The organism is Acidobacteriota bacterium, from assembly GCA_016713675.1.
GTDB lineage: Bacteria > Acidobacteriota > Blastocatellia > Pyrinomonadales > Pyrinomonadaceae > OLB17.
Genome location: JADJOS010000004.1, coordinates 44,243 through 67,722 on the forward strand (window position 1 = coordinate 44,243; position 23,480 = coordinate 67,722).

At 50.5% G+C, this 23,480-nt stretch carries 23 protein-coding genes; 2 read left to right on the forward strand and 21 right to left on the reverse strand.

Features of this window, described 5'->3' with window-relative positions; genetic code table 11:
- Positions 1-263: 263 nt before the first annotated feature.
- The 21 genes from IPK01_13655 to IPK01_13755 all read right to left on the reverse strand — a co-directional run bounded on the left by IPK01_13655 (position 264) and on the right by IPK01_13755 (position 21,500).
- Entirely contained in the window at positions 264-695 is a 432-nt protein-coding gene (locus IPK01_13655) for a hypothetical protein (protein MBK7934497.1), read from the reverse strand.
- A gap of 22 nt (positions 696-717) precedes the next feature.
- Positions 718-1,134, reverse strand: a complete 417-nt coding sequence (locus IPK01_13660; protein ID MBK7934498.1) for a hypothetical protein — start codon at positions 1,132-1,134, stop codon at positions 718-720.
- Between the two features lie 25 nt (positions 1,135-1,159).
- Positions 1,160-2,536, reverse strand: a complete 1,377-nt coding sequence (locus IPK01_13665; GenBank protein ID MBK7934499.1) for a hypothetical protein — start codon at positions 2,534-2,536, stop codon at positions 1,160-1,162.
- A gap of 18 nt (positions 2,537-2,554) precedes the next feature.
- A complete protein-coding gene (locus IPK01_13670) occupies positions 2,555-2,875 on the reverse strand; it encodes a hypothetical protein (GenBank protein ID MBK7934500.1) in 321 nt (106 codons plus the stop codon).
- Positions 2,876-2,888: 13 nt separating this feature from the next.
- Complete coding sequence (locus IPK01_13675; protein MBK7934501.1) at positions 2,889-3,734, reverse strand: ThiF family adenylyltransferase; 846 nt, start codon at positions 3,732-3,734, stop codon at positions 2,889-2,891.
- Entirely contained in the window at positions 3,734-4,378 is a 645-nt protein-coding gene (locus IPK01_13680; protein MBK7934502.1) for a Mov34/MPN/PAD-1 family protein, read from the reverse strand. Before IPK01_13680 ends, IPK01_13675 begins: the two co-directional genes overlap by 1 nt.
- 8 nt (positions 4,379-4,386) lie before the next feature.
- Positions 4,387-5,070 carry a hypothetical protein gene (locus IPK01_13685; GenBank protein MBK7934503.1) on the reverse strand — a complete coding sequence of 228 codons (684 nt, stop codon included), beginning with the start codon at positions 5,068-5,070 and terminating at the stop codon, positions 4,387-4,389.
- A 3-nt stretch (positions 5,071-5,073) separates the two neighbouring features.
- Positions 5,074-5,895, reverse strand: a complete 822-nt coding sequence (locus IPK01_13690; GenBank protein MBK7934504.1) for a hypothetical protein — start codon at positions 5,893-5,895, stop codon at positions 5,074-5,076.
- A 14-nt stretch (positions 5,896-5,909) separates the two neighbouring features.
- Positions 5,910-6,155: a hypothetical protein gene (locus tag IPK01_13695; GenBank protein ID MBK7934505.1), complete on the reverse strand. Its 246-nt coding sequence runs from the start codon at positions 6,153-6,155 to the stop codon at positions 5,910-5,912.
- Positions 6,145-6,450, reverse strand: coding sequence for a hypothetical protein (locus IPK01_13700; protein MBK7934506.1), 306 nt, complete (start codon positions 6,448-6,450; stop codon positions 6,145-6,147). The genes IPK01_13695 and IPK01_13700 overlap by 11 nt, the downstream gene beginning before the upstream one ends.
- Positions 6,434-7,585 (reverse strand): hypothetical protein, encoded by a 1,152-nt coding sequence (locus IPK01_13705; protein ID MBK7934507.1) that lies wholly within the window; start codon positions 7,583-7,585, stop codon positions 6,434-6,436. The genes IPK01_13700 and IPK01_13705 overlap by 17 nt, the downstream gene beginning before the upstream one ends.
- A 115-nt stretch (positions 7,586-7,700) precedes the next feature.
- Positions 7,701-8,747 carry a sigma-54-dependent Fis family transcriptional regulator gene (locus IPK01_13710; protein MBK7934508.1) on the reverse strand — a complete coding sequence of 349 codons (1,047 nt, stop codon included), beginning with the start codon at positions 8,745-8,747 and terminating at the stop codon, positions 7,701-7,703.
- Between the two features lie 175 nt (positions 8,748-8,922).
- Positions 8,923-12,285 carry a strawberry notch family protein gene (locus IPK01_13715; GenBank protein ID MBK7934509.1) on the reverse strand — a complete coding sequence of 1,121 codons (3,363 nt, stop codon included), beginning with the start codon at positions 12,283-12,285 and terminating at the stop codon, positions 8,923-8,925.
- A gap of 15 nt (positions 12,286-12,300) precedes the next feature.
- Positions 12,301-13,272: a methyltransferase gene (locus IPK01_13720; protein ID MBK7934510.1), complete on the reverse strand. Its 972-nt coding sequence runs from the start codon at positions 13,270-13,272 to the stop codon at positions 12,301-12,303.
- Positions 13,273-13,298: 26 nt separating this feature from the next.
- Complete coding sequence (locus tag IPK01_13725) at positions 13,299-13,670, reverse strand: hypothetical protein (protein ID MBK7934511.1); 372 nt, start codon at positions 13,668-13,670, stop codon at positions 13,299-13,301.
- A gap of 4 nt (positions 13,671-13,674) precedes the next feature.
- Positions 13,675-14,133 carry a hypothetical protein gene (locus IPK01_13730; GenBank protein MBK7934512.1) on the reverse strand — a complete coding sequence of 153 codons (459 nt, stop codon included), beginning with the start codon at positions 14,131-14,133 and terminating at the stop codon, positions 13,675-13,677.
- Positions 14,134-14,638: 505 nt separating this feature from the next.
- Entirely contained in the window at positions 14,639-16,978 is a 2,340-nt protein-coding gene (locus tag IPK01_13735) for a hypothetical protein (GenBank protein ID MBK7934513.1), read from the reverse strand.
- A 40-nt stretch (positions 16,979-17,018) separates the two neighbouring features.
- Positions 17,019-17,951 carry a hypothetical protein gene (locus IPK01_13740; protein MBK7934514.1) on the reverse strand — a complete coding sequence of 311 codons (933 nt, stop codon included), beginning with the start codon at positions 17,949-17,951 and terminating at the stop codon, positions 17,019-17,021.
- Complete coding sequence (locus IPK01_13745) at positions 17,948-20,704, reverse strand: hypothetical protein (GenBank protein MBK7934515.1); 2,757 nt, start codon at positions 20,702-20,704, stop codon at positions 17,948-17,950. Before IPK01_13745 ends, IPK01_13740 begins: the two co-directional genes overlap by 4 nt.
- 107 nt (positions 20,705-20,811) lie before the next feature.
- Complete coding sequence (locus tag IPK01_13750; protein ID MBK7934516.1) at positions 20,812-21,147, reverse strand: hypothetical protein; 336 nt, start codon at positions 21,145-21,147, stop codon at positions 20,812-20,814.
- A gap of 11 nt (positions 21,148-21,158) precedes the next feature.
- The gene (locus tag IPK01_13755; GenBank protein ID MBK7934517.1) at positions 21,159-21,500 is read right to left on the reverse strand and encodes a hypothetical protein; all 342 of its coding nucleotides are present in this window, start codon (positions 21,498-21,500) and stop codon (positions 21,159-21,161) included.
- 275 nt (positions 21,501-21,775) lie between these two features.
- Here IPK01_13755 and IPK01_13760 point away from each other — a divergent pair, with 275 nt between their 5' ends.
- Together IPK01_13760 and IPK01_13765 are read left to right on the forward strand one after the other, a co-directional pair.
- The gene (locus IPK01_13760; GenBank protein MBK7934518.1) at positions 21,776-22,522 is read left to right on the forward strand and encodes a lytic transglycosylase domain-containing protein; all 747 of its coding nucleotides are present in this window, start codon (positions 21,776-21,778) and stop codon (positions 22,520-22,522) included.
- A gap of 152 nt (positions 22,523-22,674) precedes the next feature.
- The gene (locus tag IPK01_13765) at positions 22,675-23,469 is read left to right on the forward strand and encodes a hypothetical protein (protein MBK7934519.1); all 795 of its coding nucleotides are present in this window, start codon (positions 22,675-22,677) and stop codon (positions 23,467-23,469) included.
- Positions 23,470-23,480 lie beyond the last annotated feature (11 nt).

The window sequence follows — 23,480 nt, forward strand, 5'->3', positions numbered from 1 at the left end:
GACATTGATCGAATCCTGATTGAGCCCGTTACAACTGATGACTGCTTTGCAACCACATTGCTGATCTCGACTGCTGTTAGACCAAGCAGAGACTGCTGAAGCGCGTCTTGCGTCTCCTTGGTCAGACTAATATCCAGACCATTGGAACGCAGGTTTTCAAACTGAAGTTCGATCGAGTCTTCGATCTCCGACTCCCTCGGAAGGTCGAGTTCTATCTGCGTGACTTCTTTTTCGAGTGTTTTGAGTTCCGGGAAAGTTCGGTCCTACAAAGAGAACGTGGCTTTCGTCGATTTGAGCTTCCAGGCGATCTCACGAAGTCGTCGAACGAGCAGCGGATCTTCCTGCCCATACGGTGAGATATAGGGAGCGTAATCACACAGCAGGAAAATACCTGTCTTCTGCTCGCTGATAAAGCCAAGAAGACTTTCGGGATCTTCGGTATCGCCGATCGTTTGAGGCGAGCTTAGCAGTCCCTCTTTCGGATCGACTACCTTCTGAAGGCCGCTTGGACGGCTCCAAAAGTAGAGAGACTTTTCCTTATGCCGCTCCTGAAAGACGAGATCGACCAACGCCTCTCTTACGCGATCTTCTTCGAAGGTATTGATAGCAATAAGCGGATACCGGGCTCTGATCCTTATATCGAGCTCATGCAGAAACTTCCGGATGCTGTCAGCTCCGGTTTCTATTTCAGACATTATTTATTTACTGGGAAAGTGTTTAAGAAACGGATTGTGTGACAAGACGCCCGTTATGGCCATTTCGTCCATTGTTTCCGGTCGGTTTAGGTGCCTCGGTCATTCTTTCGACCTTCTGCATCTCTTCTCTTGATGCGATGCCGTTGTCGATCTTGAACCCTAGATTAGCTAAAGCCCTGCCTACAGCACTTGTTTCACCGTTTTCGATAAAGGATGTGGTGTTTACATAGCCCTGCCCGCGGACCTCGAAGGCATGCCCGGTCGAACTGGGTTCCGCGTCATCTCGGTTCCGATACGCTCCGGCTTTTATACACACGAAACCGCTGTCTTCGTTAAGCCTTATGATCTCTGTGACGATCCGGCCGTCCGGATACTTCTCATAGAACTCCGCTATGCGTGCATGAACCGGAATGTATTTGCTCAGGTCGAAGTTTGCCATTTGTGGAGACCTCGTCTTCGTCGATCTAAAGTTCGAGAGCGCTTAGCCGATCTTCATAGAGCAGATTCTTTGAATGAACGGATGTCATCCTCAGAAGATCGCTTAGAGCGGTTCGCATCTCTTCCGGCGAGCGCTGCTTGGCTTCCCGGCCGGCAGCGGTCTGCAGTTGTTCGAGTACGTTTTCGAGAGATGTATCGCCCGTGAAGTTCATCAGCTGATACCATTCGCACATCTGACGTGCTCGTTTGGCCAATGAACCCGATACGAACTCCGCATCCTTCATGCGTTCTGCCATTTCTGAAGCGGAATCGAAGATCTTCGCTGTTATCTGGGCAAAGCCTTCCTTGATCGGAGAAACGGCCTCTTCCGCTTCACGCTGGGCCGCTTCGATCTTCATCTCCCGGATACGCTCCTTCACTTCACGTTCTCTTCGGGTTTCAGCAGTCACCTCATCGACCTTTATTTCTTCGATACGGCGTTTGGCATCGATCTCAAGATCGATCTTCGTCTGCTCAGAATTGATACGAGTCGTTTCGAGTGCAAGAGATTTTGCGAGGTTTCGCTCGGCGATCATCTCCGATCCGAGAATGATCACCTTCGGCTTCATTGTTATCACGAGGCCATCGCGGATCATTTCGCGTGTCGGGACCATTCCGATGGCTTGGGCCGCAACCGCATTTACGAACTCCTCTCTATCAAAAGGCTCATCACTAGTCGCCTCGAACCTGTCGGCAGAATCTCTCGCAAGCTGATAGAAACTGTCCTGAAGGATTGTCAGGATCTCGTCGTATTTCGAAAGAACTTCACTCTTTGCTGCGGCGAGAGTTTCGCAGGCTTGAAGATATGCTTTTTCGAAAGATTCAAACGCGGTCCAGGGAATCCACTTGTATTCGCTCGTTCCCCAGACGGTCTCGCAGAGAGTGAATCTGAAGCCGAATTTGTTGAGGGCGTTATGAGCCTGGGCCGCTCCTCGCATCAGGCGATTCCGATAGATATCAGGCAGCAACCCGGCTCGCGGCGGACTCACTCTGACGGCCGCATTCTCAGGAAGCTGGACTCCGAGAGTTTTCCATTCCAGTTGTCGAACAAGACTCCCGAATCCTCGGCAATCGATATTCATGAAGATGCCTTCACTTTCCAGCGTCGATAGATCGAATGGAAGAGATTCAACCTCTCCGGCACTGATACCCAGTTCCGTCGCAGCTCGCTCCATCCTGGTTTCCAGGCGGGTTAGAACTTGCTGAGCAATTTCAGATGGAACTTCTACCGAAGAATTTCGTGAGATTTCTTCTGTGGATTTGCCGTCCATTTGAGTGCCACCGAACACGTTTCGGAGCACCGAAGATGCTAACGATGGCAATACCTGCGTGCCGGCAACTCCGGCAGATGTTTGAGTTTCCATTCGCATCCTGTCCACCGCTTAATTTTCAACGATTCCGTATTGCTGAAGACACTCGGATAATGGCCTCGGGACGTGATCCTCGTCACGACAAACTTTGATCCCGTTGATGTCAACGGATTCCAGTTCACTGAGACAGAAATATCCCCATTCGCGCTCAAGCCCGACGACATAACCAAAGAAGCAAAAATCGTCTTCATATGCATCGCCTTCTGTCACAAACCAAATCCATCCGCTCAATGGAAATTTGAACACGGCATAGACGGTCGGATTCTTGTTCCACTCTTGGTCACTGATCCGTGGCAGGATACTTTCAATTTCTTTTGGTAAGAGTTCCGACATAACCGTTTTTGATCTACAAGTTGCAGTGAACGTCAGGCACGGCTGATGGAGTACAGTAGGCGGATCTAGTACTACCGCTCTCCAGATCAAAATAGACCGCAAATCGCTTGAGGGTACGTGTCAAAAGCATTGACGAAAGCATCTCCGCCATTTCGACCGCCACTCGCTGATTCACGTTAAGCCCCTGCTCACCTAGTCGAACGCGCTCGGGACACGACGCATCGCTCTTGGCTTCAACTTTTTCTGGCTTAAGAAGATCGGAATGTTGAAGCGATGGTGCCGGGAGTGCCCGACAGATACTCGTTCCCGTAAAGTACTGCTCGGGTTTGAGTGTCTTTGTCGTCGAGCCCAGCAGCACCTGGCCCGATGTCTTGCCGTTTCCTCCGTCTATCCACCATACCCTCGACGATTCACCGTAACTTCGAAACTCGTCAAGTGCTCGATGCATCTCTCGGCGAGCTCGGTAATTATCGACGCAGCCGACGATGATGCTCAGACTCCTGTAGTCGCTGTTCGAGTTTTTGAAATGTTTCTCCGGATCGAAACTCTCGCACGAGAAGCTTGTTTCAATTCCCCATGCCGTTGTAACCCGCTCTGCTAGCGTCTGGGCTTTGTATCGCCCGACCTCTGCAAAACAGAAATTGCTTCGCGGAATGTTATTGGCTTCGACTATATCTGGATCGACGATCAGCAATTCTGCGGATTTGTTCTGCTGTTCCTTTAGTTCGAAGATCAATCGGGCTAGAGCGGGAACGACAAAAGAGCCTGTTCCACCGGCACCGACAACGATGAATCGAAGAGTGTTATATTCCACAGGCATCACAACGGCGGCCTGCGAGAAGCTAAGATCGATTTCCATTACAACATCATCTGAAGCAGAGCTTCGACCTCATTCAGATCGACAACTCCGCTTGGCAGGTTGCCGATCCAGGAAAATGGAACTGGGGTAAGGTGGTCGTAAATGCCGCAACGGAATCTGAACTTCGGCTTATCGTGGACGTCAGCAATGATACCGAATATTCGGAACTTGCCTGATTCATCACGATCATCGGCAGAACTGAACTGGTATGCCCCGTCAGGGTGCGTATGAACCTCTATACAGGCATCTGAGTATTCGGGCCGTCTATCGTCGGCGATGGTTGAGGCATACGTTCTGTCCTTACTCGATGTGCTCCACTGCCACGCGTATCGCTCGCTATCCCAATAGATAAGATAAAGTTCTTCTCTAAAATTCTCCTTCGAATTGGAGGCCTGGGCGTGCTTACAAATTTCGTCCCAAATACGGCTTGGGACTTTCGGCTTGTGCCATTTGATACCTACGAATACGGTTGGAAGGTCCTTTATCTCTCTAAAGACCAGAGGAACTGAAACCGTAAATTCCTCACGCTGAGCCCTGAGAATTACTCCGTTTCCGGCAAGGAGGTACTCGTAGAGAATGCTTTCTACGGGCTCGAATCGTTCTTTTGCAATCCGATGACCGATGAACTCCCTTTCTCTTTCCATAATTTTATTCAGAACCGGGAGTCGTACCGTCGCTGTTCAACGATCGTTTCCCACGCGTCGTCGATCGTAGTGCTTGATAAGATCAGTTCGGACTTCGGAAACTTCTTCGCCTTGTCAGCCGCCAGTTTCCAAAGAAGTTCACGTACATCTTGTGGTTCAGAGTGGCATCGCTCGCTTGCGTGGTCTGCATTGAATGGAGTGTCAAAAATTAGTTTCCAAACTTCGCTGACTGTAGAAGGATGGGTCTCAGGAACTTCGTTTTTTCCAAAGCAGATCTTACCGGAACCGACATTCGGCAGCGGGGCGACGGCAAGGTTGGTATTAGCCGATATATGAGATGAAGCAGCGGCCCAAAGATAATATTCCCGTCCTTTACCAAGAAGGATGAGAGGGGGCATCGGGACTGAGATCTCAACAATGCCCTTGTCAGAAAAAGCGATGGTTATCTTTCGTATTGCGGCTGGTTCATACGATAAGATTGCATTGCCTTCGGGAGCCTCACGGTAACGCATAACCCGTTTGCCAAGCCATCCCGTATCTGTATGGACCTTTCGAAAAGCTCTAGCCACTTGGTCACTCGATAGAGCCTTCAACGACACAGATGATTCTTTAAGATCGGCAAAGAGATATTGGCCCGGCAGAAAATAGAGAGCAGCTGAAGCTTCGGCAGGTATTTGCAGGGTGTTATTCATCGCTTACCTTTGCCTCTCCGGCCCGACCTTTCCGGTATTCCAGAATGAAATAAGCTGGTAAAAGAATGTCTGTGCATCATCTTCGATCCTTTTGTCTAGCTGTTCGAGATTCTTGAAGTACAGGTTTGCGGCCTTATACGCCTCGGTCAACCATTCAACAGTCTCTTTGTCCCATTCAAACAAATCCGGATATTGGCAGTTAGTAATGTCCAGCCACGGGTTACCGGTGGAGTGATCCACTAGGCGGATCAGATCGCTGAAAGGTTTTACTTTTGCACAGTGCTTTTCCTTCCAGATATTTGGATGTGCCGACTTGATCGGAGGCAGTAACTCTTTATCAACTCCGTACTTTTCAGAAAAGTAATTCCAGATCTCGTCATCTTCATTAAAATAGAACATCAGGCCGGCCAGGTAGCTGTCCCTCAAGTGTGCGAAATCAACTTCTTCGCAGCACAGGTCGAAGTTCATCGGCGGGATGGCAAATCGTTCTAGTTCTAACTCAGGATCGTCATGCCAGTATTCAAGCAGTGGAAAGCGGTTATCATTTATAAGCTGAAAGAACTCATTCGTCCGTTCGCTGTACGCCTTAAAATAACCTGCTCGATACAGGCTCTTTGTTGATCGTTCCCAGTCTTTTGGAAACATTTCAATATAAAGCCGGTATTTGTGCTGTTCCGATACGACTCTGGAGACTGTTTCGCATGCATATAAGGCGTTGTGGCTTTTTGCTTTAAATCGAAGATATTCGAGCGAGCGGACCAGACGTTCGCCAAATCCAAAAATTGGCTTTCCGTTCTCGGCCGTCGCCAATCTTAATCCGGTCATAGAGTCTACATACCTCAGAACCCAATCGGAAGATAGTCGATCGATGATGGCGGGCTCTTCTGAAAAGCCTTTTGGTGGGATTCGATTGCTTCGATCTCCTGAGTGCCGATGGCCAGGATGTTCTCGGCCTCGTTCACTTCCTCGACGCTCAAAAGTTCCGCAGCCTCCCGTCGCATTAGCCGTTCCGCAAGAATGATCGCCGGATTGATCTGCTCGTTCTCAGCCCGCAATAATTCGAGCGGCGATTCATCAGGCTGCATAGCCCTTATGCTGTGCTCGTTTGACGATGGTGACACTGAGTTTGCCGTCCTTAACCTCGCGAGTGATATTCGCATTTTCGATCGAAGCGAAGTGCGGCTGAAGTACGACCTTCAGTGTCTTGTCCTCCTGTGCGAGCGATGCATCCAGTTCGAAAGTCTGGCCCTCGATCTTGATGGTCGCCTTCGGATCGGTCACCGGATATGTCGCATCCGTGCTTTCCGTCGCTTCCGCTTCGCCGTTGTTCGCGTTGCTAGGTGCATTTTCTTCCTGTGGCGTGTTAGTTTCGTTTTCCATGATTTTCTATGACGCGAAGAGGGACTGTTGATCCTTCGCTGATTCCTGCGGTATCGCGGTTGAAGTTGAAGATCCGTCGGCATTTCGAATCTGCTTTCTCGGCAGCTTTGTCGGGACTTTTTGCAGCAGTCTGGGGTGTCCGCTTTTTGGTTGCAGCCTGTTCCTTCTTCATCTTCTCCGCGGACAATAGAGGAAGTGAGTTTCTGTACCGTTCGAGAGCCGCCGATAACGGATTGGATAGATTTAGCTCACCAAGTTCGCTACACCGATTAATAAATGTAACTTCGGGAGCAAAGTCGTGCGAACGCACACTTACGATGCAATCTCTCGTTCCGTTGGATTCGGGCAGCAACTGGATCACAGCCGTGACGGTACATGCTTCAAAGTTGTAGGGTTCTTTTTCAGACAGAACGACCGACCTTACGAACTGTTCAGTACCGATTATGTCGGCTGGGACGGCTTCATCGGTTGAGTTCATCAACGGAGCAGTTTCAATGACTGCCTCGACACCAGTAGTCGAGAGAATCGAATCCTGTTCTTTGGCTTCCCCGGTGGTGATACTCGGGTCCGGAATCGGAATGGAAGTCTGTTCTGCACTTTGGTCACGCGTTGGCTCGACAATTCCAAAAGCCTCCGAAGGACTCAACATCGAAACGATCTCTTCCTCGCATTCCGGCTTGCACTCATTCGCGTAAGATGGTCGCTCGGAGCCTGATTCTTCTGTATGGACGATACCGAGAAACTCGTCTTTTGCCTCGACGAATTCAGTCTTCACATCGGTGTTCGGTTCAGCAGATATCGCTGCTACGTTTGCGGCCGTGTTTTCAATTGCACGCGGAATCGCTTTCTGAATTGGAGCGGATGCCCTAGGAATGGTTTCGCGTTCGATATCTCGGAGCCTTTCCAGAAACTTGCTCAGAAAAATGTTCCGAATGGTTACTTCTTCATGCGACCGAGTCATGTACTCAGCACCTTTCCAGAGTTCCAACCCGATCTGCTGATTCGTCTGCCCGCTGCCTTGAAATCCCGCGTTCTGATGTACTTCAGACGCGAGCGTTTGGGCCGTAAAGATCAGTTGTTCGATTTTCTCGCGATTATCAAGAGGAATGAACGAACCGCTATTCAGAATTTCCATATCTCTATCTCCACCGTCTTATCTACCGCTCTTTTGTTCTCCAAATGCTTGTCGAACAAACAAGAAAGGCTCGCGAAAACTCGCGAACCTTTTGACCCAGCGCCTTTTGAAACGCCTATGCTGCAGCCGCAAGTGAGCCAGATGCGTTTGATGGAGTCACAAACCGTTCCTGATTCTTTTTCAGAATGCGGGAGATAGTTGAATGGGTGGTATTGATCGAACGGGCGGCCCGGCGAAGATTTCCGTTAGAACGCTGTAAGGCGTCTTCGACAAAAATTGCGGCGGACTTGATGTACACGCTATCAAGGTCGTCTGTCGCCGGGTCGAGAGTGACGGTCAGGTAGTTGTTTTCCTTTTCGTCAGCTAGTTCTAATTCGGAACGGAATCTGGTCTCTCCACTTAGCATATTGTTAACGACCTGAAGAGTGATCGCCGGTTCGTCAATGGTTTCGACTGCAAGGCGGGTTGCGAAATTTCTAATCTCTCGATAGTTCCCCTTCCATTCGAGTTCCTGGATCGCTACAAGAACTTCTTTTTCGATTTGTAGAGGCTCCTCCAGCCCTATTGTGCCTCTATCAGTCTCTAACTGGTCGAGGAATGTCTCGACAATTCTTTCCTTTTGATAACGAAGCGGCAAGGTTTCAAGCTGAAGGATATTCAGACGGTCGAAGAGATCGGCCCTAAATGTCCCGTTCTTGACCATTGATCGAAGATCTCTTGAAGTCGCAGCAACAACCCGCACATCAATTTCGCGTTCCATCGTTCCGCCAACCCGACGAATGCGTCTTTCTTCGACCGCTTTTAGAAACTTCGCCTGAAGTCCAAGCGAGAGTTCTCCGATCTCGTCGAGGAAGAGTGTTCCGCCTTGTGCGGCTTCGAACAGACCCGCTTTCGCAGCGGTCGCACCGGTAAAGGCACCTCGCTCGTATCCAAAAAGCTCTGACTCCAAAAGTTCAGACGTAAAACTGGCGCAGTTGACGCTTACGAAATCTCGTTTCGACCTGGGACTAAGATCGTGCATTTGGTGGGCAATGGTTGTCTTTCCAGTGCCTCTTTCCCCCGTAATGAGGACGTAATGCGGAACTCTGGCGAAGAGGAGGATTTTTTCATCCAAGATCGACCTTCCCTTGAAAGCACTGTCATCAACATAATTATCGGCCATAAGGTAACTTCTCCCACGAACAACTTTCGGCTTGCAGAGCTGTTTCGGCTACAAATCCGGTCTTTCCGTGCGAGAAAAACCCGATTCACCCATTCGATACTTAAGCCTGCATAACTAAAAACCCGCGATAAACGCGGTGGTTACCTTTTATATACCCTTTTTTTCTGATTTTTTTTTACATCGCGAATGTTTCGTTCAATAGCGGAATACCGTTCTGATCTACAAACACTTTCGCGGAGCCGCCGAGACTGGTTACGGATTCGAGAGCTGGTTCGATAAGCCATTCTGGTAGGATTACAGGTTCCTGTTTTGTGAGTTCCTCGGTTGCGGCCTGTAATTCCGGAAGAAACGATATGCTTGTCGATTCCGGCGGATAAAGAAACAAGACTTTTTCGAGAGCGAGCCCTGGTGATTCCTGTGGAAGAAAGAATCTCTGGCGCCCGTGCTGTACGATATTGACGAGTCCCATTCCCCGGAGTTCTCTGATCTGCTCGAAAGTGGAAGGACAAATTTCTGTGAGCAGTTGACCCTGGAACCGCGATGACCGCACAGTGACATCGTCGATCAAATTGACGCTGTTCTTTTCAAAATCGACTACTCGCATTACTTCATTCGCCGTTGTTGGAATACTTGATCGAAGGCCAAAGTGCTGACGGATATCTCTGAGCCATTCTTCCGATATCTTCACGCCAACGAGCCTCGTACCGTCATCAGTGGTGGTTCGAACGATATTCAGCGCATCGTGGCTGAGTGTCTTAAGATATTTCCATATGGGAAGCAATGCACCGCTGAGAATATGGACGGTCCTGTTCTCAAATTCAGGTATCTTGGTCTCCTCTTTGATCCACCAGTCTTCCGCCTTGGTTTTCGGAACGATCCGATACCGCTGATTCAACTCGCTCTCGCGTAAATAGGCTACGTTGCGGCCGGAAGGCTTTGTTATAGAGAACATCTGATACCGTTCCCCAGTTTCGGGATCAGTATGGGATAAAGTTCTTCTGACCGATATAAACGATCCGTCTCGCCGGTCCTGATAGAACTGGTGTATCTCGCTGGCCGCCATGTCAAGATATCTAGCCGGCGTCGTCGCGACTTTAAGTTCCAATTTGTAATAAACCGTCTTTGCTCCGGTCAGGGGATCTGAATTAAGAACCTGGGGCGATCCCGAGATGGCGACTGACATCGCTTTCAGGTCTTCCATTCCATCATCCAGTTTTCCTTTCTGCTTTAGATATTCAATGGTTTCGAGGAATGTTGAATAGAAGTAGTCGAAAAGAGCATTCTGCCGGTCCACCTCAAGCGAAAGCAGCCTGTTTAGGAATCGAGGGATATTTGTCTTTTCGCTGTCGGGGATCTGCTCGTCACCATCGACCGTCTTAACAAGGCCCATATCTCTCAGCGCCTGTTTCGGATCTTCGAGCCCCTCGATCTCCCGGCCTTTCATGATGCCAGTGAATACGACACTTAACGCCGAACGCCCTTCTCTCGATTCAAGATTATATTTATCAAGGTTGCCGGCCTTTTCGGCACGGCGGTCACCCTTTGTAAGGGCTCCCATATTACCGAGTCTTCTGGCGATAGTTGAGGAGAATCTTTTCTCGCCGCCGAGTTCCGTGAAGACTAGCAGATAGACCGGGGGTGCCACTTGACCTGTCCGATGAGTACGTCCGAAGTCCTGGATCTGTTTATCGGCTGACCATTTTAGCTCCGCAGCGATATGAAGGCGTCGCTGCTGATTCCCAACGGATTTGCCTGCATGAAGGCTGTCCCCGGTCGATGCCACCTCAGACATGACCGCGATCCGTTTATCACCATTCTGAAAGGCGTTCTTTTCATGGAGGTTGATAAGCTTTGAAGGAACACCAGCAAGTTGTCGCGGCCGATACTCCAGTGTGCCTTTCGCCGTCCGGATCAGGCGTTTCTTCCGGCCGGTCATCTCTGCAATGTTCTCTACCCCGAAATAGTTCACGAGTTGATCAAGCGGATGCTCGGGAACCTCAAGTATTGATAGCTTATCCAGAAGTTCTGTTCGCAACTGCAAAGCGGCTCTGCTCTCAACCTGATCGCCATTGGCATCGACAAGAGGAATGTACTCAACAGTTCCGCTGTAAGGATTGGTTCTTTCCTGAAAGCAGGCGGTCGGAAAACAATTCGCTACGAGTCGAGTAAGTGTTTCTCTCGGACTGAAATCGAGACTGTCAATCGCCTCTTCCTGATCTGCCGCCCTTTCGATCTGCTTTTTGGTCTGGCTCTCGCCGGTGCCCGTTATCGACACCACAATGGACTCTTTTCTGCTGAGGGCATCTTCGATCTCGCGGATCAGCGTCGGAACCTTAAATGCTGTGATCAGATTGCGAAAGCAGCGTTGATGCTCTGCCCAAAACTGATTGAGGGCACTGCTTCGCGTGGCCTTGCCGGAGTTAGTTAGATCCAGGGCTCGATGGATATTCCGAAAGACTTCCTGCCAGCCCTGGGCCATGTTGTCATACATCCTTCGCTGAGCAGGGGTGAGCTTATGAATTACCTCACGAAACTCAACCGACAGGCCCGACTCCGGATCGGTTCCCATACTCAGGTTGCCGCACAGGTATCGTCCCATCGCCTTAAGGTCGCGGCAGACCATCTCTAAAGCACCGACACCTCCGGATTCGATCTCTTCAGCGAACTGCTCGAAGCCTAGCGGAAAGTTAGTTCCTGCCCCCCACAAACCAAGCCGTGACATATATGCTAGATGTCTCACCTCACCGGCCGATGTCGCGGAAGAGTAGACCACTCTCACATCCGGAAACCTTTCTGGATTCTGGATCTCAAGAACGGCGGCTCCGGTCTGTGTAGATTTGCCCCGATCGTCGGCAAAAGCGTACTTAGCCTTATGCCCTTCATCGAAGATCACGACGCCGCTTGGGCCAAGCCAACGGGTTATCTGATCGAGCCGTTTATTGCCCTTTTTCGATCTGGCTATTAGCGATCGATATGTGCAGAAAACAATTCCGTCCTGAATGTCTATCTCCTGATCGGTTGGAAAGTCATTGATCAGCTTGATCGGCGGCGTCAACCCAAGTCTCTTGAACTCATCGGAGACAGCTTCGATCAGATCGGCCTTTACTGAAAACCAAACGGCTCGCCGCCGTCCCTGGAACCAGTTGTCCAGAATGACTCCCGCAAGCGTCGCCGTCTTGCCGGTTCCGGTTCCGTCGCCGATGCTTATGCCCGCTCGCGAACCGTCCGCAAGACGCTGCTCGTGTGCTTGTCCAGCATAGATAATCCGCTCCAATTGCATTGCCGAGAGTTTTCCGGTCTCTGACAGATGCTTTGGAAGTCGCGGCCGGTAACGAATCTGGGGCGGTTCAACATTGGCGAGGCCCGGAGGCTCAACAATCACTCCCGGATGTGGCGATCCGCCGGTAATAAATCGAGGGGAATAAATGTTTATGTCTAGATCAGGTTGGTGATTATGCTCTACGATTGGAGTCCTTTCACTCGAGGTAAGTACGGGAGCAGGAAGTCCTTCCGAACTTCGTTCTTGAATGGAATACATTGCTTTTTCTATTGGTCAAAAACGGAGATTTAACGAAATGGCCTGTTCGAAGGCATCCTCGACCGACTGAGCAACAATATGCGGAGTCGCTTCGAGTTCCGAACTCAATGGCGTATCTATCGCAGGCGACTTGGTGCCGATAATTAGCGTCGTCTTGACGCTCGTCCCGTTGGAGTAGAACTCACGCCCAGGCAGTTCGATGGAGGCTTTTACCTGTATTTCAGGGGAAAGATCTTCCCAGAACCGATCTCCACTGCGGGATCTCGGTGAACCGCTCTCACCAAGTATCACCGCGAATCGCCCGCCTTTCTTTAGCCTTCGTAATGCCGATTCGATATGACGAAAACCGAAGTCCCGACTGTTATTTTTCACGCGGCCGCCAGTCGAAGAGAACGGCGGATTAGCGAGAACGATGTCAGGGAGTAAATGCTCAGGCAGAAGATCGTCGATGAACTCTGCATCGAGAGAATATGGCTGGAACCCCAACGCCAATGCCGCCCCTCTTCTTCGAGGGTCGATCTCATTGGCTATCACCTTGGCTCCAGATGCAAACGCCCATACAGCGAGACAACCCGTACCACAGGAAGGTTCGAGCACTGTCTCGCCTTGGCGAATGTTCAAAAGATAAGCGGCTAGATACGCAATAGTAACCGGCGTGGAGAACTGTTGATAGGAGATCTGCGTTTCACTTCGCCAGGTTTGTGTCGGAAGCCTTTTTTGCAAAGGTCTTAAGACTGTAGAAACTGCTTCGATCGGATTCGTCGATGCAAGTAGATCGCGTCCGTACTTTTTCAGAATGAGTAAGTTCAACGCAGTTTCAGCTATCTCGTGATAGATATGAGCATCGAAGTTGAAATCAAAGCCACTGCATCCTTTGCAGATCTCAATAAGTTCCTTGTTTGAGATCTTTCGGTCGCTGTCAACAATCCCTGCAACTTGTTCGATGAGATCTCTGAATGAGGTTGGGGGAACTGTTGGCTCGCTCATGACGTGAACTGCCAGCCGCTAATTTCCTATTGAAAGATTCCAGCCAGTTGATGGCTAGCCTCGTCGAAACATTCAGGAGTCAGCAACCCAAGCCAATCGGACACCTCCAGATATTTAAGAGAGGCTCCCGCGATCAGCGCATCGTCAATACCTTTGAAACGGCTATCCCACGCGAGAATTTTTGTAGGTTTGTCGCAGGACAAGAACTGCTGTTCCCGAATCCGAAGAGCGAGTAATGAAGCCAATGCTCTCGCTACATGTGGATTGGTGAAGCAATCTGCATCGAATGCGATTTCCAGAATCTTTTGCCGTGCGACTTTAACGATTTCCCGATGCGAAGTCGCGACTCCGCCATTGGCGACGACGTATCGATCCGGTAGGAAGTGTTGGGCCGTCACGGCTTTAATGTAAACCTTCGGTAACAAGCACCGTCTTAGTGGCCTTTCCTCTGAAACTTATAGAGCCTTCGTGATGAAGCGGTGTGCCAGAACTACATCCTTCACGCTTTCCGATCGACGACAGCCATTGATACTTTCCGGACGTATTTCTAGCCTTTCCGATAGCTTTGAGCTGGCAAGCCTGAATCATTCCAGTCGAATCTAAGAATGGAATCAGAATGAGATCGGCGTCGTAATCGAAATCACTCCCCAGTCGTAGCCGTCCGTTCGATCCCTGCCAGAATCCTGGAACACCTTTGAAAGTTGTAATGGTTCCTTTTTCTTTTACAAGTGACTCGATAAGCAATCGAACCAGACAGTGTCTCTCGATAACCAATCTTGGCAGTATTCCGCAGCGTCCGAATTCCTGACCTTGTTTGGTTAGCCATTCGTTACCGTAAATTCTTTTGCCGTTTTCAGGCAATGGCGAAAGCCTAATAAGTCTCTGATAGATCCTATCCCTGATTTCCCCGGCTCGGGATGGGCTTCGACGATCGTAATAAAAGATCCCCCAACCTTTGCTGCTAAGTCTGTCGGCGTTTGTCGCGGAACGGGCACAGAATGCGATATTGTGATCTTTGGTCGTGCTGCACCAGTCCGGTTTTCCGCAAATTCGGCACGGAGATCTTCTTGATACTCGTTGGTATCCGGTTGCCATACTTTTTCCGCTTCTTTCCTACCGCTTCTTTGTTATTTTGTGGCTCTTCTTGAGCGAATGTGGTGCATGCGACTACGGTACAAAACGGCTTTCACTGGCTCAGGGAAGTCCGTGGGAATTAGTCAGCAAGAATGTCCGGCTTGTCGCCAGGGGATCTTGTTCGGCTCGGCGGGAATCTATCTCCACCCAAGGCCGCTGGATAAAGATGTCGGTTTCCAGATCGCGATTCAAAGTTCGGCCGGATTCGGCCATGGGGCTATCGCCTTTATCATTACAATCTCCGGAAAAGGGCTATGGTCGAAAGGGCTGGCTCAAAATTCATCACAACCTGCCACGGCGAACACGAGCGATCAGGTTGTGAACTGCTTCTCGAAGCACTAGTATTTGGCTTCATTTCTTCCAGGCGCCGATCCATATCCCGGAAAAACCCGGTCACGACGGTTGAAACCATCCTGAGTCTGGCAGCTTCCATCGCTGCGGTCTGATTTATCGACGCAGCCTCAGTGCGGCCTTCAAAGTTTAATTGATTTGATACTTTCTCCATGTCGGCCGAACGACGAATTCCTGAGAGTTGGATTCCGGCACCTTGTCTTGTGCTCGAAGAGGCGATCGAACTGCCGGTATTGAAAGCCTGCTTGCTTTGTGAAGCCTGAGTTTCGAGCGCTTGATTGATCTCACCCTGATAGACATTGCTTGCCTCTACCTTCGTGTCCGCGACAATGCCGGTGTTGTTGTTTTGAAGTGCGATGTTACTGCGAGTGGTAGAGTCCATCTGCTTGTTCACTTCTTGAATAGGATGCTTATTTCTCGACCAGTCGAAGAGTTCCTGCCCGGTGCGAATCGGAACGGAAGTTCCGGCGATCGAGGAGCCGCCGGGCGTAAATTCGTAGGTCTTCATTCCAAATCGCTCAAGGTTGCCCTGACCGCGCAGTTCGACTTCCTTCATTCCATCGATGGTTCGAGCTTCACGGGTTCCTTGAGCTTCGGCCAGTGTTCCTGCGATCTCGCGCTTAGTTGCCGCTGCACTGCTGCTCAGACCGTAGTTCTTGCTCGCCTCGGCAAGTAATGTCTGCGTTACCTGATTTGCTCGGATCTGTCCCAAACTAGTGGTAAGGCCGCCTTCGACTCCGGCAACGGACGAGACCAAACGAGCGTCGGTTGATTGGTTGGCAGCCTCCAAGGATTTTCTGGCGGCCGTCTGCTCGGCATTGTAGATGCCTTGAATTTGGGTGTTTTCGGCCTGACGATTGATTGCGGCTCCCGCCACTAGTCCGTATGTCTCAAGCGCCGTTCCCATGCTCGAAAGCATCCAACCCATCGAGATCTGAGAAACGCCCTCGTAAACCTGTCCCCGAAGAACTCGGTAACTTAGCCATGGAACTAGAATGAAGCAAAGGCTCGAAACGAAGAACAACGCGGTCACAATTAGCGCACTTGAAGCCGGATCATAAGCGCCGTTGGTTATGATCTTCGCGGTTACGGGATCAAGAGAAAATGTACTCTCACCGTTGTAGATAGAAAGCGCGAGAACGCCAAGGGCATAGCAAACATAGAGGGTCACTTCCTTTACTATCGGAAATGCCAACGCAAATGTAGCAACGCCCCAACAGAACGGATAGAACATCTGAGCCGCAAACTTCTCGTCAAAGCCGAAAGCAGCCAACACAGGAGCCGCCAGTTTCAGGCCGATCAATATAAACAGGCCGGCGATCGCAAGAAACAATCCGCCGAACTTTATGATGTTCTGCCCGATCACCATAAAGGTAAACATTCGGGGCATATCCCATCCGAGTATGTTGAGTTCACCTGTAATGTCTTTCACGGATGATTCCTTATCCATGATGATGCCGACAAGACCCGGTTCACCGTTCGGAAGGCGTTCGGCAAGCAATTCGTTGGGATCTTCAACGGCGAAGTTTGCTTTCACATACTTCTTCATCTTGTCGTCAAATTCAGTAACGAGTGAACGGTTGTAGGCGCGAATTGGCCGCGCAAAGAACTTGCCGGTTATCGTGAGACCGTCAATGATGAACGGGCTCGCTCCGATCAATACCATGAAAATGATCGAACGGATCGCCCAGGCAACGAGTTGCTCGGGTCCGAGGCCTCGGTTGTCGTGGAACCGGCGGATAAACGCAAAGATCAAAACAAAACTCGCAATGATCCAAGCGAGAAACATAAGGATCGGCATGAGCGGTTTTATGATGGTATTGAGAACGGATTGAAACAGCCATTCCTGTCCAGTCCGCATGAGATTCTTGATCTGTTCGCTGAAACTCGGTGCAGGAGGTTTTGGCGGAACGACCGGGCCGGGAGAAGGACTCGCGACTGGGTTCGCTGGATATTTATTCTCGAACTGCCGAAGTATCGGCGCCGGACTTCCATCGAGGGGCGGCATAAAAGGAGAATCCGAGTTGATCGTCATTATCAGGTCATTTGCTGTTACCGGTTGTCCGTTCATCGTACCTACTGGAGTCTGGCCTTCGACACGAGGAGGGCGCGGCCGGGTTTGCCCGGCCGCTTTCGGGGCGAGGAGGCATGGCGAGACGAAGTAGGCAAGAATGAATAGAGCTGTCGCTAAAGCGTGGCGAAAAGAGGTCACGTTTTTCATGGCTTTGATGTTTTAGTTCTTAGATCCTATATTTTGGCGATTATGGAAGAGGGCTTTCATAGACGTCGTCATTCCATACTTCATAGCGTTCGAGTTCACGAAGAAACTCGTCGGAGGCTCGTGTGATCCCAGTCATCATCTCAGTGCTTCGGCGGATCTCTTTTCCGAACTCGGTCATCTGCTCGATCTTGAGGCCGTATGCAATAAATTTGGCCTGTATCTTCGCTTCGAGTTCGCGCAGTTGTCCTTCGACTGTTGAAATACGCAGATTGATCGCGAGCATCTGGTCGATGAGAGACTGAACACCATCTCGATTGGCGGCTGGATTAGCCTCTATCGCTCGCGTTTCATCAGCGATCTTCTCGCGCTCTTCGTAGAGTTTTGCCAGATCGAGAAGCATGTTTTCGCGGTCAAAAAGCATGCGTTCGAGTTCAGAATCGAGCTTTGCAAGGCGTTCGAGATTCTTGAGGTGGGCATCGGCGGTTCGACCGATCGAATGCCGTAGAAAGTCATCAAGGTCCCGCTTGTTTGCGTCCATATCGAAGATGCCGTTCTTAAGGCGTCTTGCAATATTGACGACAGAATGAATTTGGCTGGTAATAGTCGCCTCGATTCGTTTCTTTAGTTCGAAGGTCCCGCGAATAAGCCGTCCGATAGTTGCGTAGGTAGTTATCAGCTGCTTGTGCCGCATGACCTGCTCTTCAACCTTACCGAGAATCCCTCGCAGATTAGTTACGCTTTCAATCATCTTTTCGTACTGCTTGACCGCTTGTTCATAGGTATCGATATAGTGGTTGATGGTCTCAAGCCACCGGGCCGCCTCTTCGACCCTTTTTTCAACTTGGAGAACGTATTGAGATGGGTCGAATACCGTCCACTGTGCCCGGGCCGGGCGAACGTCGATCCCGATGAAGATCGAAGAAAGAACTACTCCGAGAACGATCTGTCTTATTGTTTCGTTACTTCCGATCATGCTGATACCTCCAAACCGTTCAATTCATTCAGGTCAAAAGAAGATATTTCCGTGAGTCCGACTGCGGTCAATCCGCTCGGGTACTTTGAGGCCAGCCAGGACACGACGATCTCAGGCGGCAGGTCGGGCCGAATATTCTCGACAAGTCTTCGCGCATTCGCTTCGTTCGTGTCGTTGGTGTTAGCCCAAAGCATCGCCGGCGAAAGACGGATCTCGGCCATCTGGACGATCTTGTCCGCTCCGCTGCCGATGACGAAAACCCACTGGGTGTATCTTCCGTATTGGTTTCTGATCGCACGGATCGCTGCAACTGTCTCAGGTGCCAGCTCGCAGTCAGCGGCCAAGCGGTCGAAGCCGCCGATCTGTTTGCCGATCATCTTTACACCTGAGTTTTTTACAAGGTCGATTCCAATCTCGTTGGGCCTCTCTGTAGTTCCGGTGAAATGCTCGTAAGCCTGCGAGAATAGGACGGTAACAAGACCTTCTTTACGGCCGGTCACTGATGCCTCGGCAATGAGTTCCTGAATCGCTGGAAAGTGCTTGTTGATCTCGCGCATTTCGTCGCAGAGAAACAGGATCGGTGTCTTTTGCTTCCGCTCGTCTTCCTCGCCTATCTCCTGCATTATCTGGGCGCTAATCCGAAAGCCGACGCTCTCGCGGATCTTCTCGTCAAGGCCACTGATGCCCGAAAGTTCAAACACATCGAACATCGATGGCACGTCATAGTCGGGATGGGTCGGCGAGTTAAGCCACGGGTCTTTTCGGTGAACATTAAGTTTCAAGTAAAGCTCGCTCGCCTGGCCCTGCTGTGCAGGCTCCCAGTGATAGGTCTTAAGAACATCCAGAAAATGTCCAAGCGTTGGTTGGAATTTCGGTCTGCCGTCTCCGTTTCGAGCCAGCGACATCTTATAGACCTCATCGATAACGGTGGCAGCAATAGCACTTGTGATCGCGTCTGTCTTTGCTGTTTTGCTTAGAATGAGAATGTCCATCAACACCATTGAAAGCTGGCGCTTCGTGGGTCGGTTACCTTCCTCGATTCCCGGATAGTTCCAGATATTGATCGGTTTAGGCTCGGCTTCGTTAAACTCGATGTGACGGCCGCCAAAAAGTTTACATATAGGCTTGAACGAATGCCTGTAGTCCATCACGCGGACCTTTACGTTTCCGCGATGCGCCCGGATGTCCGTGATCAGCATAGCCGCAAGAAATGATTTGCCTTCACCGGACGCTGCGGTGACGATGACTGTTGGAGATTTGATCAGTGCCCGATCGTAGAGATCAAGACCAAACATCTGGCCGTTCGGAGTTATAAAGATGCTGTGCGGCCGCCCGCTTCCGCGCCAGCTAGTTTCGGTTGGGACAAATGAGATTACCGAGTCGGCCGTTTCCGTAAGTTCCTGACCTGTTGGCTTCCAGGAAAGTTCACCGGTAAGCATTCGCGGATAGATCGCGCGTTGCCGCACCGCGTCTTCTCTAATTGCGTCCGCGCCGATCTTCTTGCGGATCGCTGAGACTACGGCATCACATCGGTCGTCAAGAATCTCAAGTTGCCGACGCGTTTCCTTTGGCCCTTTTGAGCGGCCCGCAAAGACAATAACGTTCAGTCTGAGATCGCAGATCTCTTCATTGTCCCCTTCGACCTGTTCGAGCAGGCCCTCAAGGTCTGACTTGATAACAACCGCGTCCTTTTTGAGATTACGGAACCCAAGCCAGGTGTTGCGGCTGCCGTCGATACGATCGATTCGCTTCTGCAGGTCTTTTTTTGCAGCCTGTTTTTCAGTTGTCATCAAATCAACGACGATCTCGTGCGGAAAACCTAAGGCCTTCGTAGCAGTCAGATAGCGCATGATATCTGCGGTCACAAAGCCATTTGGAAGTGTTTTGAGACTGACTAAACTTGCAGGCGTACCATTGTGACGGATGTACTGCTCGCGTTTTGTCTCAATTTCTGTACTGCAAAGATAGCGCCGCAGATCGACGCAATCTGAGCTTGCCAGGTTGGGGAAAGGACCGTGCTCCCGGCGATGGCTGATAAAGAGTGATTCAAATATCTCTGTTCGGTTCATCTCCCGAAGCTGCAAGCTGCGCGGAAAATTGGCTTCGAATGATTGAAATACTCGTGAAGCTCTTAGTTTGCAGGCGGCTTCACTTTGCACCTCTCTCTGCACCATCAATTCACTTTCGCGATTTCTTATGCTTTTGAGGGGAAAGCGGAATAGTCGTGCAAACCCGTGATCCCTTATGTCCTTTGAAATAGAAGGCAAGAGCAAAGACATCATTCCCTTTTCCCCTGGATCACGTACCGGAACTCGTATCCACACCGTTGCGGTTTGTCGCATAACTTCGCCGGATCTGATCGCTTCCTCGTGAAGGGCAAGATTGGTGGCCTGAAGCACACCGGCGACTGGATCGGATGATGCGGTGTCTCTGGATGAGAGGTGTGACCGAAGCACATCACCCGTGTCGAGCGAATTTAGGAACCGAAACTGAATGATCGTGTTCTTCGGCTTCTCGAATTTCAGTATCGTTTTTAGCTCGTCGATCCGTTGTTCAGTCACGTAACCGTCGATGTAAAGACTGTTCGACGGTTCGAAAATATAGGCCTTTCCATAGCTGCCATCTCGGTAACGGATCGTGTTCCCGTCGAGGCCCGCGATCTCGGTCGGAAGTATCCGACCTGCTTCTGCATTCTCGATGAGTTGAGTTCGTGACCCGCGGTCCAAGGGCGTACGGCTCGATAACGATCTCACTGCCGGGATGAAACGAAATCCGGCTACCAATCCAAGACCGACGGAAAGAAGTCCTCCGAAAAGAGAGATTGCGATTTGCGCGAAGGTTAGGTTTGCTGTGTCCATGCTTATTTCCTGTTCGATGTCTTCCAACTTGTCGGTTCGAGTTCGCCTCGGAGCGGCGGTCGATACTCTGTCCATCGGTCTATCTCGGCGTCAAACTTCTGAGAAAGCCAGTAGGAAGGCTTACTCAAACGCAGATAGTTAAAGATTCCCAAAAGAATCAGAAAAACTAGCAGTCCCAATGGGAATCCCAGCGGAACGTAGCCCACCCAAAGCCCGAAAACAAAAGGAACGATGTAGGCGATCGCGGTGGGGATCAGGATAAACTTCCAGTCGGTAGAGTAGACCCCGAATCGCTTCAGGCCACGGAAAACATTAGGTCGTGTTGCACGTCTTCTCATGTGGCTTCCTCCTAGAAGTTCGTATCAACCCCGACCGCACGTCCTTGTGCAAGCTGCCAGAACACCGCGACGATCGTTCCGAACGCAAACGACAGGAGCGAACCGAACGCCTGGTTGCCCCATTCCTTTCCGGTCATCTTGTTATAGATCGACCAAGCCACGCCGACCGCTCCTAAACAGAAGAGAATGATCGCCATGAGCTTAAGGGCCTCACGAATGATGTTGGAGAGGTTACTTGCATCTCCGGTGAAGATCGGGCCTTGTGCAGAAGTCAGTTGCGTGAAAAGCAACATTAATCCGAGCGGCGCCAGTGCAGGTACATGGCTTTTGATAAGTGTCAGTAGTTTTTTCATAGTCGTCCTCGCTTTATAAGTTTTCGTTGACGAACCCGGAAAAAGGGTCCAGATACGTCAATACTTTCACTCGCTCTGCAAGGTTCGTGCCGTTCGATGATCGGCATCGGCGGCCCATCGGTTGCACATCGGTGGCACATCGGTTGCGAAGGGCGGGTGATATGAAAAAACGAATCACACACCCGATCACATTGTTATTGCTACTTTTTGCTGGTTTTCCTTTAGCTGCTACAGCGCAGGAAAAACAACTGGTTTCTCGAACTTCACTCGGAAGAATGGATGTACTTTCACGTGCCAGATTGTTCGAGGCGACGATAGAAAAGGTCGCAAAAAGCGAAGGCGTCGACCCGCTCATCCTATGGACTATTGCCTATAACGAAACGCGGTTCCGGCCATGGCTGACCAGTCCAAAGAACGCTCAGGGATTGATGCAGTTCATGCCCGCGACTGCTGCCCGGTTTGGGCTCACGAACCCGTACGAGCCGACCTCATCGCTATATGCGGCAGCGAAGTATGTGAAGTATTTGGGACGCCTATTTGATTGGAGACTTGAGTCTGTTTTAGCCGCCTATAACGCCGGCGAAGGCACCGTCTCTGCGTATCTTTATGGACGAAATCTAAAGTCGAACGGACGAATAATCAATGCCTCGCAACGGAGGACGGTCAACGGTGTCCCTCCGTACAAGGAAACTCTGGGCTATGTTTCGCAAGGCGTGCAGGTGTATCGCTGGCTCAAGCAGCAAGGCAGATTCGGCACGCCTCCGATTCAATTCGCCGACGAGAAATACCCCAAGGGTGAAAGGGAGATCAACGCAACGGAGGTTCAGGAAAGCAAAGCAATTTTGGTTTTTTACGATCCGCGAACCGGTAGACGAAGCCTGATCTCTCGGAAAACTTCAGACGAGGCTCAACAACTCAGTTTCGGCCCCGTTATTGTCGGACAAAACATTCCAACAAATTCAGCGCGGCGAGCCCGCTCAACTTTCGCCGGAGAAATTGTTTTATCGACTCACGAACGATAGTCGGCGAATTTTCGAGTCAACTGCGGACGACTTTCGCACCGTTCGGCAAATTTTTCTGCCGATGTGGAGTTAGAAACCGACTCTTGACCCGAGAGTGGCTATTTCGCGTCTGGCACTGCGTTTGCCATTAGCCCTTTCGAGACCGAAATCTTATGAAAGCAAATGAAACAAAAATCGAAACGCCTGATACAGGGAACATGGTGAACGGGTCACCAACTTACCTTACTCGCGACCCGGATGACATCGTTACGATCGCATCGCTTTTGAAGATCCTCGCCGTGTTGCTGTTTGCCCTCGTTATGAGCGGCTGCGTAAACATGTTCCTGATCTTTAGAAAGGCAGACCGGATTGTGGTCGATAAATCGAGCGGACGAGTTGTCGAACTAAACAACCGCGATTATGGTTCGACCGAAACCGTCAGCATCACGCCGGACGTTCCAACATCAACTGACAAGAAGTATCTGGTCAAGGAATTTCTAACCGCTCTTTACGAAGTCGAACAAACGACGCGCGAGGCGCAAGTAAACAAACTGCTCCGAATGCTCGACCCTGATCTTTCGATGGCGATGGCCAATCGACTAAAGCAGAACGGCGTTCTCGCTGCCGAGAAGACAGAAAGCGTGAATTCGTCATGGGAGCTACAGGACTTGTCCGTAGATGAAAGCGACCCATATATTCTGCGAGCGATCGGCACGCGCAAGATAAGGCGAAAAGCCTCAGGCCAGGATGTGGAAGAGTCCGTTCAGCTCAAATGTAAATTTCTGCTGAAGGACAGCCCTGCAACTCCGATCCGAAACGACAATAACCTGAGAACCGGATTTACCATTCTCCGGTTTCGCGTCGAACCCGTAAACGGCAAGACCATCTCGCCTTTATCGCTCATTGGCGATGCAGAGGAAACATCATCAGCAATTCAACCCGGCAGTGAAACAACTGGCGGTAAGTAGCAAGGAACATC